This is a genomic window from Pseudoalteromonas sp. ABV4_021, assembly GCF_056159365.1.
Genome location: NZ_JBSWVB010000002.1, coordinates 1,243,788 through 1,258,523, shown reverse-complemented (window position 1 = coordinate 1,258,523; position 14,736 = coordinate 1,243,788). Strand labels below are relative to the sequence as shown.

The window sequence follows — 14,736 nt, the reverse complement described above, 5'->3', positions numbered from 1 at the left end:
CGATTAGCACTTGTTTGGCTGGCTCAAATACTCTAACGACTGGCCTTTTGTTTCTGGTAAAAAACGCATAATGATTACCAGTGCCAAGAACGCGAACACGCCATAAATTAGAAATGTGGTTGCCGCTCCTAAGGTTGCTAGCTCCCAAGGGAAAACCAACTGCACTAAAAAGCTAACAAAACCATTGATTAGTGCCAAAAGCGAAATGCCAACACTGCGTAGTTCGCTCGGAAATACTTCGGAAAAGAACACCCACATCACAGGTCCTAGCGACATTGCAAAGGATGCAACAAAGGCAGTGATACCAAAAAGCACAAGACCTGCATTGATGTCAGTAGCGCGCATTAACAATTCACTGCCCACTTGCCTAAATTGCTGCTCACCAATAGCTTCGACAACTTCATTTTTAAACGCAATGTCAGATATATAGACTTTAGATAAAAGAGGTGAAAAACGTGAGGCATTTAGGTTCTGATGGGTTGCCACTAACGCAGCAACATCTTTATCAATAATTTGATACGTTGCCTGCTTAAAACCATAACTGCAAATAAACATGCTGATACATACCCCCACCAAACCAACAGTAAGTAATGGCTTTCTACCAAATTGATCAATGGTGATCAGCGCAACAAGGGTAAACAACACATTAATCGCACCAATCCAGCTTGCTTGTAAAAATGCGGCATCAGTGCCAATACCACTTTGCTTAAATATCACAGGCGCGTAAAAAAAGATAACGTTAATGCCTGATATCTGCTGCGCAATCGCTAGGGTAATTCCCATTAACAAAGCCAGTCGCACCTTACTTGTGAAAAGCCCTTTTAAACGGATAAAAAACGCGCTCTGCTGATTTTCAATTACGCTGATTTCTTGTAGCTGCGCATCCACTTCCGTTTTAGAAAACAACCTGTTAAGTACCGCTTTCGCATCAGCTTGGTGATTTTTAAGCACTAACCAACGCGGGCTTTTTGGCAGCAAAAATAAAGCAAAAAACCACACCATTGCGGGTACTAATTCGAGTGCCAGCATAAAGCGCCATGTTTCAGCGTGCATGCCTAACAAGGTTAATGTATTCCCCTCGGCATGCCCTAGCTGTAGCAATACGTAATTTGAGAAATACGATACCGATAAACCAATAACAATATTTAATTGGTTTATCGACACTAACCTGCCGCGCGATTTGGCTAAGCTAATTTCCGCAATGTACATTGGCGTAATAAGCAATGAGCAAAACGCCAATCCACCTATAAAGCGCGCCAGCACTAAGCTTTCAAAATCACTGGCTATTGCAGAGAAATAAGCGGAAACAATATATAACAAGGCCACCGCAATTAAGGTATTACGGCGACCAAAATGGTCACTTAAAAACGCGGCAAAAAAGCTGGCAATAATTGCACCTAAGGTTGGCGCACTCACTACTAAGCCTTGTTGCCATTCATCGAGAAAAAATTGTTCTGAAATAAAGCCAATTGCACCGGAAATAACCGAAGCATCAAAACCAAATACAAACCCACCAAACGACGCAATAAGCGCAAATTTGGCTGAGGGAGAGATCCGATTAGCCAGCACGCACGGCTCCTAGCGAGTCGCGAATCACTAATTCAGGTTTAAACAAATGTGTGATTTCTGTATTAATCTTTTGCTGATAGATATTGCTAAGTACCCAATTAGCCGCCATTTCGCCCATTTTCGCAATTGGGTTATCTACTGTGGTCAACTTGGGATATAAATAGCGGGCAAATAACACATTATCGAAGCCAATAATCGATAAGTCGTCAGGAATACTGAGCCCATTTTCACGTGCAGCCGTCATTGCGCCAGAGGCCATTTCATCATTTGCACAAACCAGTGCTGTAAATGATTGATTAGCTGAGCGCAGCACATTAAATCCAGCTTGCCCTTCCGATTCGTGATAACCACCTTCAAAGCATAAGTCACTATCGAATGGGATGTTTGCTTCTTGTAGCGCTTGTTTATGGCCTGCTAAACGTTGCTGTGCATCTTCTTTAAAATGAGGACCACTGATGTAGGCGATTTCAGTATGCCCTTGTGCAATTGCCGCTTTGGTCGCTAAATAACCGCCTAATTGGTTATCAAGTACAATACAACGCTCTTTTAGAGATTCGATATCACGGTTGATCAGAATGATCTCGATGTTTTTTTCGAGTAACGATTTTAAATAGTCTTCAGATACTGCCTCAGCGTTTAAAATTAACGCGTCGCAACGGCGACTAATCAAAAACTCAATGGCTTGTTTTTCTTTTTCAGCTTCACTGTGACCTGCGGTGATCACCACATGTTTTCCCGCATCACGCAGCATAGATTCAATTGAGCTCATCATGTCGCCAAAAAATGAACCATGCAGCTCTGACACCAACAATCCCACACTATTAGTGCGGTTTGAGGCAAGTGACTGTGCAATCGCATTAGGTTTGTAGCCAAGCGCATCCATTGCTTTGTGCACTTTTTCTTTTGTGCGCTCGCTCACTCGGGCGTTACCGTTAATCACTCGAGAAACGGTCGCTAATGATACGCCAGCGGCTTTTGATACTTCGTAAATAGTTGCCATAAAAAAGAAAACTGTGTCTACATTCAATAAATTTAATAGTTATTAGTTTGAATTTCTAGCGTTTATTAGTGCTTTATACGCAAGCGCGCTTTGTTTAAGCGTGCGTTTTTGCGTTTTATAATCTACGTGCACTATGCCAAAGCGCTTAGTATACCCTTCTGACCACTCAAAGTTATCTAATAAACTCCATACAAAATAGCCTTTTACTGGCACACCTTGCTGTATTGCTTGTTCTACAGCGAGTAAATGACCATCAATGTATTCAATACGGGCTTGATCGTTCACTTCACCATCAATGACTTCATCATCAAATGCTGCGCCATTTTCAGTAATATAAATATTTGGCAATTGAAAACGCTTATTTAAATCAGTCAGTAAATCAAAAAAAGCACTTGGTACAACTTCCCAGCCCATGGCCGTTTTTGCATATTCATTTGAATCCACTTCTTTAAACAGTACATTATTGCCTGCTTGATAAACCTTACGGGTGTAATAATTAATACCAATGAAATCGAGCGGTGCAGCGATAATTGCCATATCGCCTGCAGCAATTTCTGGTTTTACATCGTCAGGCAATAAGCCAGCAATATCTGGATATCGCCCTTCTAGTAGCGGCAATAAATACCACAAGTTCAAATACTCATCGGCATGACGACAGGCAAGTGCATCTTGGTCTGAATTGGTTAATGGGTAACAAGGCGAGAAATTAAGCACAATACCGTTTTCAGTACTTGGGCTTAAACGGTTTAATACTTCCATTGCTAAACCATGCGCTAACAGTAAATTGTGCGCGGCAATTTTTCCGGCCTTTTGGCTTGTATGCCCAGGCGCATGAATGCCTAATTCATAGCCTAAATACGCTGAGCAAAAAGGCTCGTTTAAGGTTGCGAAAGAATCAACATAAGGAGCAATATATGGCGTGACCGTTTCCACATAATTAGCAAATTCGTAGGCGGTTTGACGATTTAACCAACCCCCTTGGCTATCAAGATAATCTGGTAAATCCCAGTGATAAAAGGTAACAAAAACTTTCATACCCTGTGCTTTTAACGCTTGAAACAAGTTGGTATAAAACTTAACACCTTCAAGGTTTACCGTACCGTCTTCCAACATAACGCGACACCATGACAATGATAAGCGATATGCATCGACACCAATATCGGCCATTATTGAAACATCCTGTTGCCAGTGCGCAATATGTTCGCAACTCTCATCACCATTACTGCTGTCGGCAATCGCACCGCCTTTTTCACAGAAGGTGTCCCAATTTGCCTTTAATCGTGTATTTCGAGCACCTTCAATTTGATACGACGATGTTGCCACGCCAAAAATAAAATCTGGCTGCATCATATTACTCGTTGTGGCTAAGCGAAAATGCTTCATGGTATTTAACACCTTGTTTTATTGCTATTTTACTTGTTAGCACTTACCTAAAAGCAAATCTAAACCTGATTTATATTTGATATTTTAAATGCTTTCTGCAATTATCAAACTATAAATGTAAGCGCTTACATAATTTAAATGTAAGCGCTTACAACAAAAAAATCAACTGGAGATCATTGTGAGCTCACCCAATCCAATAAATCAAACCGCTCAGGTTGATGTTGGCAACACCTCAAACACTCAGTTTGCACTCGTTGCGTTAACCAGCCTCTTCTTTATGTGGGGCTTTATTACTTGTCTTAATGACATTTTAATTCCCTACTTAAAAGAAGCCTTTACCCTTAATTACACCCAAGCAATGCTTATTCAATTTTGCTTTTTTAGTGCTTATTTTATTATCTCGCTACCTGCCGGTAAGTTAGTCGGGAAAATCGGTTATCAAAAAGGCATTGTCGCTGGTTTAAGTATTGCCTGTGTAGGCTGTTTGTTGTTTTATCCCGTGGCAACTTCTGGCATCTATGCGCTTTTCTTAATGGCGCTATTTGTATTAGCAAGTGGTATTACGATTTTACAAGTGTCAGCTAACCCTTATGTCAGCGCACTCGGCGCCCCTAAAACAGCACCGTCTCGTTTAACATTAACGCAGGCATTTAACTCATTAGGTACCACCGTAGCGCCATTATTTGGGGCCGCATTGTTTTTCTCAGCTGATAGCGCTAATCAAAGTCATGACGGTACCGCCGTACAGCTACCCTATTTAATTTTAGCTGCGTCGTTATTGGTATTAGCGCTTATCTTTTTAGTATTAAAGTTACCTAAAATCGCGAATCAAGAAACGCCTCAAGTTACTCAAGGCTCTGCATGGCAACACAAGCATTTAGTGTTAGGCGCTATCGGTATTTTTGTCTATGTCGGTGCTGAAGTGGCCATTGGCAGTACTTTAATCAATTACATTTCAAGTGCCAGTGCAACGCAGATGACTGAAGCCACCGCTGCTAAATACATCGCTTATTATTGGGGCGGGGCCATGGTCGGTCGCTTTATTGGCGCTGCCGTGATGCAAAAAATATCTGGTGGTAAAGTATTAGCCTTTAATGCGGCCCTTGCTATCGTATTGATTGTGGTATCAATGTTAAGTTCTGGCCCTATCGCGATGTGGACAATGCTCGCTGTCGGTTTATGTAACTCAATTATGTTCCCAACCATTTTTAGCCTTGCGATTAACAACTTAAAAGAGCACACCTCGCAAGGCTCTGGCATTTTATGTTTAGCCATCGTCGGCGGTGCCATCATCCCTGTGTTCCAAGGTATCGCGGCCGATACCATTGGTTTAACACTTTCATTTATTATTCCTGCCGTATGTTACGTCTTTATCGTATTCTACGGTGTGAAAGGACATGTGCCATCAACTACTCAAGGACAAAACAATGAATAAACAGCTATTTTCGCTCTCAGTACTTTGTTTAGCGCTGAGCGGCTGTATGTCAGGCACTGAAAATGCCAAACCAACAAACACTAAAAACGATATTTGGCCAAAAATTACAAGCCCTGTGAAATACGATGCAACGCTTGAAAGTAAGATTGATGCATTACTAGCACAAATGACGCTAGAGCAAAAAATCGCGCAAATGATCCAGCCAGAAATCCGCAATATCACCGTTGAAGATATGCGCCGTTACGGTTTTGGTTCTTATCTAAATGGCGGTGGTTCGTTCCCGAATGGCGATAAACACGCAACACCCGAAGACTGGATAAAACTTGCTGACGATATGTACATGGCGTCAATTGATGACTCGCTCGATGGTTCGACTATTCCTACCATGTGGGGCACTGATGCAGTTCACGGTCACAACAATGTGATTGGCGCAACATTATTTCCCCATAATATTGGTTTAGGTGCTGCCAACAACCCTGAACTGATGAAGCAAATCGCTGCTATTACAGCAAAAGAAGTGATGGTAACAGGTATCGACTGGGTATTTGCACCGACGGTCGCGGTAGTGCAAGACGACCGTTGGGGTCGCACCTATGAAAGCTACTCTGAAGATCCAGCACTTGTACGAAGTTATGCAGCTTCAGTGGTAAAAGGCTTACAAGGCGAAGTGGGTAAAGATTTTTTAGGTAATGAGCGAGTTATTAGCACAGTAAAACACTTTGTGGGTGATGGTGGCACAGTCGATGGTGACGACCAAGGCGATAATCTATCATCTGAGCAAGACTTATTTGATATTCACGCGCAGGGCTATGTTGGCGGGTTAAATGTTGGCGCGCAGTCTGTAATGGCATCATTTAACAGCTGGCATGGCGAAAAAGTACACGGCAACAAATACCTACTTACCGATGTGCTAAAAGACAAAATGGGCTTTGATGGCTTTGTGGTTGGTGACTGGAATGGCCATGGCCAAGTTGCTGGTTGCAGTAATGAAAGTTGCGCGCAATCAATTAATGCCGGCCTTGATATTTTTATGGTGCCTTCTGATTGGAAAGCTTTAATGGCAAATACCATCGCACAAGTAAACGCTGGTGAAATTGCACAATCTCGCGTTGATGATGCCGTGCGTCGCATTTTGCGCGTAAAATTTCGCGCAGGTTTGTTTGATAAACCGCGTCCAAAAGACAGAGCGCTTTCGGGTAAAACAGAGTTGATTGGCCAAGCAGCGCATCGTGATATTGCCGCACAAGCAGTGCGCGAGTCGCTGGTACTGCTTAAAAACAACCAGCAACTATTACCATTATCACCAACACAACGCATTTTAGTTGCTGGCGATGCCGCAGATAACATTGGTAAGCAATCAGGTGGCTGGACTATTACATGGCAAGGAACAAATAATCAAAATAGTGATTTCCCAGATGGTTCATCAATTCTGGATGGCTTACACAGTCAAGTTACTGCTGCGGGCGGTAAGCTTGAATACAGCCTTGATGGAACCTATTCAGAAAAACCTGATGTGGCGATTGTGGTATTTGGCGAAGAGCCCTATGCCGAAGGCCATGGTGACCGCGCAACCCTTGAGTATCAAGCGGGTGAAAAACGCGATCTTGCTTTACTAAACAAGCTTAAAAATGCCAACATTCCTGTTGTAGCGGTCTTTATTAGCGGCCGCCCTATGTGGGTCAATGCTGAGCTCAATACTTCAACTGCGTTTGTTGCAGCGTGGTTACCTGGCTCGGAAGGCGCTGCGATTGCCGATGTGCTACTTCGTAAGGCAGATGACAGTATTAATGTTGATTTTAAAGGCAAACTGCCATTTAGTTGGCCTATGAACCCAAATCAGCATATCGATTTTTATAAAACCAGCGACGACAAACCGCTATTTGCATACGGCTATGGATTAACATCAAAATCAAATACGACTCTACCAAACGATTTACCTGAGCAATTTGAGCGTAAAGCGGGCGATATTAAGAGTATGTCTATTCTTGAAGGTGAAGTGAAAAAGCCATGGCAGGCATGGTTGTTCTCAGGCGACCATAGCGAACAAATCACCTCAAGCACTTTGAATCTTGACGGTATTAATTACCGTACCATTGATAAAGTAATTCAAGAAGATGCGCGCAAAATTTCAATCAGTGGCGAGCAACCTGCTGGTCTTCGCTTTGCCAGTAAAAGCCACTTCCGTGAAGACTTAAGCAATTTAGTATCAGATACAGCACAGCTTGTGTTTGATATAAAACTTGATAGCCAAAACATTAAAGATGTGTGGCTAACCATGAATTGTGAAGGCACCGCAGATGTACCAGGAAGCTGCCATAGCAAAATGGATATTACTCACTTGTTAAGCGCAAAAGCAGATGGTCAATGGCATAGCCTTTCCGTTGATTTAGCGTGCTTTACTCAGCAAGGCATTAAATTTAATCAACTAGTTGTGCCGTTCGAAATTGGTTCATCGAATGCACTAACGCTATCACTTGCTAACATTAAGATTACACAATCAGAGACATCTGCAATGCAAATGTGTCAGTAGGTTAACTGCCCATATTAAAGCCCCTTTCAAGTGACGTGAAAGGGGCTTTATTCATTTATTACATTCACAAAACATTCAATTTCAAATACCGCGCCTTGGTTTTCTACCCGTCTACTAGTGATTTCGCCATTAAGTAACTGAGTTACTAAGTTATAAACGATGTGCATTCCCAAGCCACTGCCACCTTGATTACGCTTGGTAGTAACAAAAGGTTCAAACATACGCTCCCGAACGTCTTCTGAAACCCCTTTGCCATCGTCTTGATACAGTACAACAAGCTTGCCGTTATTAAGTGTTATGGAAATCGCAATATTGCCTTTATTTAGGCCTTCAAAACCATGTGTTACCGAGTTTTGTATAAGATTAGACATCACTTGATACCAAGCCCCGGGATAGGTTTCCACCACTAAACTCTCGGGGCATGCAATCGATACAGTGATATCTTTCCCTTTAGTCAGTGGCGCTAACGATGTACGCAGCTGTTCAAGGTATTCACGTACATGCACTTCACGCATTTGCTCTGAAGACTGATCAACTGCCACTTGTTTAAAGTTAGCGATCAGCGCTTCGGCGCGCTCTAAATTGCGCTGCACCAATTGGTAAACTTCGCGCTGTTTTGCAATTTCGTTTATTAGCGTCGCCTGATTTAGGGTTTTATTTGCAAGTTGCGATTCGATCAGTTCAATGCTTTCTTGATTTGATGATACACCGGTAATCGCAATACCAAGTGGCGTGTTAATTTCATGGGCCACCCCAGCCACTAAGTTACCCAGCGATGCCATTTTTTCGCTTTCGATTAAGTCTTGCTGCATTTTTTCGAGCTCATCTAAGGTTTGCAGCAATTGCTGGTTATTTTGTTCAAGTTGCACTGTACGCTCTTGTACTTTTTCTTCTAACGACTGATTCAGTTTTTCAAGGGCAAGCTCATTTTCTTTCAACTTTTGAATGTCTTGAATTCCGCCTACAATACGCTCGGCAACACCAGTACTGCTTCTGCTTACGACTTTTCCACGGTCGCGTACCCAGCGAAATTTACCCGATTTTTCTTTAACTCGAATCGCTATTTCGTAGCTATCAATTTCACCCGAAATACATCGCTCTAGCTTATCTTCCAGTAAAATACAGTCTTTCGGATGCACATAACGATGTAACTCATCTAACAGCACCGCATCGGTTAACTCACCGAAATCAAGTTGGCTACTTACACTAAAACGATGAATGGTATTGTTGGCAATATGCCAATCCCATAAATCGTCACCACTAGCCCATAGGCTTATTTCAAAACGTTCATTCAATTGCTTCATTTTGTTGTTATCACTTAGCACTTGGCGATAACGTTTAACCCGTGAATACACAATTAGCGAGCCAATTAACAATGCAAAAAGCAGGTAACTTACTTTCGCAACATTCGATGCCCACCACGGCGGCACGATAGTCAGTTTTAGCTGGTGCGCAGCAGAGGCATTATTAAAACGGTCAACCAAATAGGCTTCAATTGTGTAATCACCGGGCGTGAGATTAATTAAATCAATTTGATTACGCCCTTGTTCCAGTTTGATCCATTTATCGCTTAAGCCAATCACGCGATAATAAAGATGGGAGAGGCGATCAGACGCTAAACTTGTTGATGAGTACGCAAGCGAGAGAATGTTTTGCTTGGCTTTAAGCGTAAGGGATTGCGTCAGCTCAGGCACAGTAGAAAGCTCTTTGGCGTTAATCGGCGTAAGTTCTTTTTCCAGCACCTTAATTGCGCTTAATTGCACATTTGGTTTTTTACGGGCACGCTCTATTGCATACGGGTAAAACTGATTAAAGCCATTTGAACCGCCAAGAAATAATCGACCCTCTTGGGTTTTTAACGCCGCATTAAAATTAAATTCGTTAGATTGAATGCCATCGTTACGTAAATAATTGCGAATCGTAAAATCATCACTTTGAATATGGCTTAACCCGCCACTGGTTCCTGCCCAAAAATTACCATTATTGTCTTTTACAAGTGCCCAAATGGCATTATTGGCAAGGCCATGTTTACGCTCAACAATGCGCGCTAACGTCATATCTTGATTTACAATACTGAGGCCTTTATCGGTAGCGGCCCATATACGATTTTGCGCATCTTTTTCGATCATAAACACCAAATCGGAACTTAAGCCATGTGTTTGATTTATTGACACCAGTGTTTCGCCGTCATATTTAAATAACCCCATGCCAATACTGCCAAACCATAAATGTTCCCCATCGGTGTATAGCCCTGTTGCGTGTTCAGGCGCATTGTCGTTATTTTTAATAAAATGGCTAAACTGCTTGGTGTTGGGGTTAAAAGTGAGTAAACCTTGGCTACGAGAGCTAAACACTAGCTCGCCTTTATAACTAATCACTGAGTTAAAGCTTTCGACTTCTTGGTTGTGTATTTTAGGTTTTACTAACCAAGTTTGCCCTGTGGTTAAATCAAATTTGGCCAAGCCCGCACCACGACTGGTGATCCACACATTGTCGTTAAAAATGGTTAAGTCGGTAATAAAGGTGTTATTAAAAGTTTTTAATGATGGGTAAATACTCTCGGCGGCAAAAAATCGCTGATTTGAATACAAGTAAATGCCTTTAGATGTGCCAATCCATAGGGTGCCGCTAGCATCAAATTCAAAACTTCTCACATCATAAAAATCACTGCTACGAGCAGTATCTTTAAAGTTATAAACATGGCCAAATGCATTACTTAACTCGCGATAGTGATACAAGCCTTGGGTTTCGGTGCCAAGCCAAATGTCGCCTTCTTGGCTTTTAAATATGGTTAGAATCGTGTTTTCGGCCAACCCCTTTTGGTTACCTTGTTGGCGCTTAAAGTGGTGTAAAATCTCGCCTGAGTGCGATAACTGAAAGGCGCCTAGGCTTGATGCAATAAGTAAATCATGCTCGAGTAAACTGAACTGAAATACCTCGGCCATATGAGAAATGGGCAACGACTTGCACCACATGTTTTGTAATGGCGCTAACTGATAGAAACACACCTGCAACGCATTATCTAATAACACTAACGCGTTATTTTTTACTGCGATTTGTTCTATTTTACCTGGCAGTAGCAACTCACTTTTTGCTGCACCAATTTGTTTAGTAACAATACCTTTGTCTGTAACTGCAAACCATTGAGATTGTGCTAGATGAATAGCTCTAACATTCGACTCATCAAAAATGTCTTTACCTGACAGCAACCCTTTTTCAGTTTGATACACATATAACTCACCGTCATCACTGGTGATCACTAAACTATCATCATTACACGATAGGCTTTTAATGCGCTCAACAGACTCACCTTCTTTATTAATACTGATTCGTTCAAACTCACTGGTTTCGAGGTGATATCGTGACAGCCCTGTTTGTGTACCTATCCATAAATAGTTTGTTTGGCTACAAAGCGATGTAACAAACCCACCTGCGAGTTTATTGGAAAGCGGTTGTGCAGGAAAAAAGTGCTTAAAGCGTTTACCGTCAAAGCGATTTAGCCCTGATTGCGTGCCGAGCCAAATATAACCAAATTTATCTTGCGTGATTGCAGTAACGGAAGCTTGGCTGAGGCCATTATCAAAATCATATTGCTGCATTACTTGGGCAATATCATCAAATACTACCGTATGTTTTGGCGCAGCGCTTAGTAACGTTGGCAGTAAACTTAATAGCAGCAAAGTAACGCCAGCAATGTGTGCGAAAAGGTCTTGTTTTGAAGCGCGTTGCAGGCGCGTAATCACCATTTTTTTCATTAATTAATAATGGTTAGCGTTACAAAATCCGTCAAATTTTGGCCACAAAAAAGCCGCATCGAAATGCGGCTTGCTGACAACAAGGGAGTATTAGTTAAATGAATAACGCATACCAAAGGTGTAGCGCGGACCATATTGACGAGCAAATAAGAATTGCTCTTCATATCGACCATAGCCTTGCTCGGTTTCGTTGTTCAAATTAATGCCTTCAAAAAACACGGTGAAATCTTCATTAATGTCGTAGTTCACACTCATATCGATTTGCCCGAATTCTTTCGCAAATTGCGGTGGCGCATCCGATGAACCTTGTGCTTGGCCAACACCAATTAAGTATGCATCACGCCATGCATAAGTGAGTTTCACCGACAAGCCGTGTTTTTCATAAAAGGCTTGGAAGTTTGCCGAGTCGCTTAAGCCTGTTAGCGGCGCTTGCTGCACTAGGCTGTTAACGTCAAACTCAACATCACCATCAACAAAAGTGGCATTTACACCTAAACCAAAGCCGGTATCACCAATTAAATGCTGAACCGCCAATTCAATACCATCAACAGATTTACTATCGGTATTGGTTGGCTGGCTAATATTCCACACAATTAATGGGTCGCCTGCAGTTGGTTCAATTTTACCCTCCGCATTACCATGACCATTTGCCAACATTTGCTCAAAAATAGCGGTGCTGGTTGCTTGCTCACCACGGGCTTCTATATCGGCAATCGCCTGTAAATAACGTGGGCCATTGTAAATATCGTTCAAGCCGTCGATAGTCGTTTCGGTAATCGTGGTTTGAATAAAGTTATCCACGTCTTTTCTAAAATAGCCAATCGATGCATAACTGCCTTCGCCGTAGTAATACTCAAGTGATAAGTCTAAGTTTGTTGACTCAAACGGTAACAAGTTGGTGTTACCTTGCGAACCTGTGCGAGCGCCAGGTTTTGGACTACCACTTAGTAAGCGAACTCCGGCTAAATCGCCAAGTGGCGCACGAGACATCGTTTTACCCCAAGAAAAACGTGTGACCAAATCATCGGTCAGGTCAACACGCAAATCCATCATAGGTAGCCATACATCGTACCCGCCTGTTTGCTCAAGGAAGTTATCGCTGCCACCGGCTTCATACTGCATAATCCACTCAGAGGCACTTTCCCAGTTCACTTGGGTTTCAACGCGTTGACGCACATTGCTGGTTACGTCGGTATCTTCATAACGCACACCAACAATAAGTTGCGCTTCGTAGTTTGCAATCTCAAACTGCCAATCACTTTGTAGGTAAAATGCCATGGTTTCTTCGGTAACAGCACCTTGTGCATCAATACCGTCAAAATACGGATCAATTGAATATACATCGCCACCCATAATATCTTCAGTTAAATAAGCAAGCTGGCGCGCAACCGCTTCATCGAAGTCGTAACGGTAGAAATAATGCGGGTTTAAATCACTGCCACCGCCAGCAAATTCATCCAGTAAGTCGCTGGTATCATGGCGTGTAAACATGCTGTCTGGGAAAATTTCGCTAAACGATGGATTAAAGCCCGGGCCACCTCGTAAACCACTCCATGCGTTAGAACCACTCATTGTTTGGTCGGTAAATGTGCCGCCAAACTTAACCGTGACGAGTGGAATATCAAAGGTGTCGTTAAACCAAGTAGTATGCAGTTGCAATTGCTCGATTTCAGACTTGCCTGGCGAGTGAATAAATTGGCTAAAGTTAGAATCTATTTCACTTGGTAGTAGTTCATTTGATCCATTACGCCAGTTGATCATTGCATGGGGAATATCACCTGTTCGGTAGTCATATATTTTATTAACCAGCTGATCTGAGCCGAGGATAACTTGGCCAGAACTACCTAACCCTTTGTCTTTACCATTGTCGGTTTCATTACTTGAATCGTGATAATCAAGTTCTACTTTCCAATCATCACTGATTTCCCAAACAAGATTTAAACCAATTGATTTTGAATCGACTTCTGTGGTGTCTTTACTTGCCGTAAACGAACCATCGTTACCACTGATATCGGCAAACACAGCTGTTCCATTTTCATCTAACTCATAGCCGTTAATATTGCCGCCAAACTCATTCCAAATGCCCCAGCCTGCAATTTCTGTTGCCGTAATAGCATTGGTGTATGTGTAATCTAGCGTCGCAACTAAGCCGTCTATAGGTTCATATTGAAAGGTCACTTGTGCATTGCTGCGTTCACGTTCTACATCAGCAATGCTGTAGTTCATATCTTTTGGAAAGAAATGGTTGCCAATGCGGTTGCCTTCACTGTCTAACGCTCGCGGATCAACAAATGTCCCCTCTTCTAATGTTGGTAAATCAACATTAGCTTGCCAACCTTGAATATTGGCTTCTTGGCGCTGAAAATCTCGCTCTTGACGTGAAAACGACACACCAAAGCCAAACCTATCATCAAAGAAGGTATTGCTGTAAATGCCCGAAATTTCTGGTGTTACATCGTCACCGTTTTCGTTTGAGCTATCGTAAATCCCCTTTACAGTTGCAGCTATTTGCTGCCCTGGACGTTGGAATGGTTTAGCGGTAACAATATTTACCGTTGCCCCTAACCCCCCAGTTGGTTTTTCAGCGCGCGCGGTTTTATACACTTCTAACGTGCTGACACCCTCTGCGGCGAGGTTTTCAAGTTTATATGAACGCGAGTTACCCGTACCAGGCATTTGACGGCCATTAAGTGTAACCAAGTTAAAGCTTGGCCCGAAACCACGCACGGTAATTTCACTGCCTTCGCCATTCGAGCGACTAACCGATACGCCGGTAATGCGCTGAAGTGATTCCGCTAAATTTGTATCTGGGAATTTACCCATCTCTTCAGCGCTAATCGCATCCATTACACCAAAAGCTTCGCGTTTTAGGTCCATTGCACGAATTAAGCTGCCACGGATCCCTTTAACTTCAATAACTTCAACGCCTTTTTCTGCATTTTCGTTTTGCGCTAATTGCTCTGCATATATTGGCGTCGCAAGACTTGTACCCAGTAAGCCAGCCACTAACATTGCTACTTGGCTTTTCTTATAGCTTGTTGTTTTCATAATCTTTCTACTTATC

7 protein-coding genes are annotated in these 14,736 nt (G+C 42.4%); 2 read left to right on the top strand and 5 right to left on the bottom strand.

Going from position 1 to position 14,736, the window contains the following annotated elements; all coding sequences use genetic code 11:
- Positions 1–3: 3 nt before the first annotated feature.
- The 3 genes from ACXAFE_RS19835 to ACXAFE_RS19825 are packed head-to-tail and all read right to left on the bottom strand — an operon-like array spanning position 4 to position 3,952.
- Positions 4–1,569 (bottom strand): sugar porter family MFS transporter, encoded by a 1,566-nt coding sequence (locus ACXAFE_RS19835; protein ID WP_475156950.1) that lies wholly within the window; start codon positions 1,567–1,569, stop codon positions 4–6.
- Positions 1,559–2,569: a LacI family DNA-binding transcriptional regulator gene (locus tag ACXAFE_RS19830; RefSeq protein WP_475156945.1), complete on the bottom strand. Its 1,011-nt coding sequence runs from the start codon at positions 2,567–2,569 to the stop codon at positions 1,559–1,561. Before ACXAFE_RS19830 ends, ACXAFE_RS19835 begins: the two co-directional genes overlap by 11 nt.
- Positions 2,570–2,611: 42 nt before the next feature.
- The gene (locus ACXAFE_RS19825) at positions 2,612–3,952 is read right to left on the bottom strand and encodes a GH1 family beta-glucosidase (RefSeq protein ID WP_475156940.1); all 1,341 of its coding nucleotides are present in this window, start codon (positions 3,950–3,952) and stop codon (positions 2,612–2,614) included.
- 178 nt (positions 3,953–4,130) lie between these two features.
- Between ACXAFE_RS19825 and ACXAFE_RS19820 the strand changes: the two genes are divergently transcribed.
- Together ACXAFE_RS19820 and ACXAFE_RS19815 are read left to right on the top strand one after the other, a co-directional pair.
- On the top strand, positions 4,131–5,387 hold the full coding sequence (locus tag ACXAFE_RS19820; protein WP_475156938.1) for a sugar MFS transporter: 1,257 nt from the start codon (positions 4,131–4,133) through the stop codon (positions 5,385–5,387).
- Positions 5,380–7,917 carry a glycoside hydrolase family 3 protein gene (locus tag ACXAFE_RS19815; RefSeq protein WP_475156934.1) on the top strand — a complete coding sequence of 846 codons (2,538 nt, stop codon included), beginning with the start codon at positions 5,380–5,382 and terminating at the stop codon, positions 7,915–7,917. Before ACXAFE_RS19820 ends, ACXAFE_RS19815 begins: the two co-directional genes overlap by 8 nt.
- Positions 7,918–7,964: 47 nt before the next feature.
- Here the strand turns inward: ACXAFE_RS19815 and ACXAFE_RS19810 are convergent, their stop codons facing one another.
- Positions 7,965–11,663, bottom strand: a complete 3,699-nt coding sequence (locus ACXAFE_RS19810) for a sensor histidine kinase (RefSeq protein ID WP_475156929.1) — start codon at positions 11,661–11,663, stop codon at positions 7,965–7,967.
- 99 nt (positions 11,664–11,762) lie between these two features.
- Complete coding sequence (locus ACXAFE_RS19805; protein WP_475156925.1) at positions 11,763–14,720, bottom strand: TonB-dependent receptor; 2,958 nt, start codon at positions 14,718–14,720, stop codon at positions 11,763–11,765.
- Positions 14,721–14,736: the final 16 nt, after the last annotated feature.

What these genes read in the sequence shown, in the direction of transcription:
- ACXAFE_RS19830 (WP_475156945.1), bottom strand. Translation starts at nt 2,569, where the DNA reads ATGGCAACTATTTACGAAGTATCAAAAGCCGCTGGCGTATCATTAGCG.
- ACXAFE_RS19825 (WP_475156940.1), bottom strand. Translation starts at nt 3,952, where the DNA reads ATGAAGCATTTTCGCTTAGCCACAACGAGTAATATGATGCAGCCAGAT.
- ACXAFE_RS19815 (WP_475156934.1), top strand. Translation starts at nt 5,380, where the DNA reads ATGAATAAACAGCTATTTTCGCTCTCAGTACTTTGTTTAGCGCTGAGC.
- ACXAFE_RS19810 (WP_475156929.1), bottom strand. Translation starts at nt 11,663, where the DNA reads ATGGTGATTACGCGCCTGCAACGCGCTTCAAAACAAGACCTTTTCGCA.
- ACXAFE_RS19805 (WP_475156925.1), bottom strand. Translation starts at nt 14,720, where the DNA reads ATGAAAACAACAAGCTATAAGAAAAGCCAAGTAGCAATGTTAGTGGCT.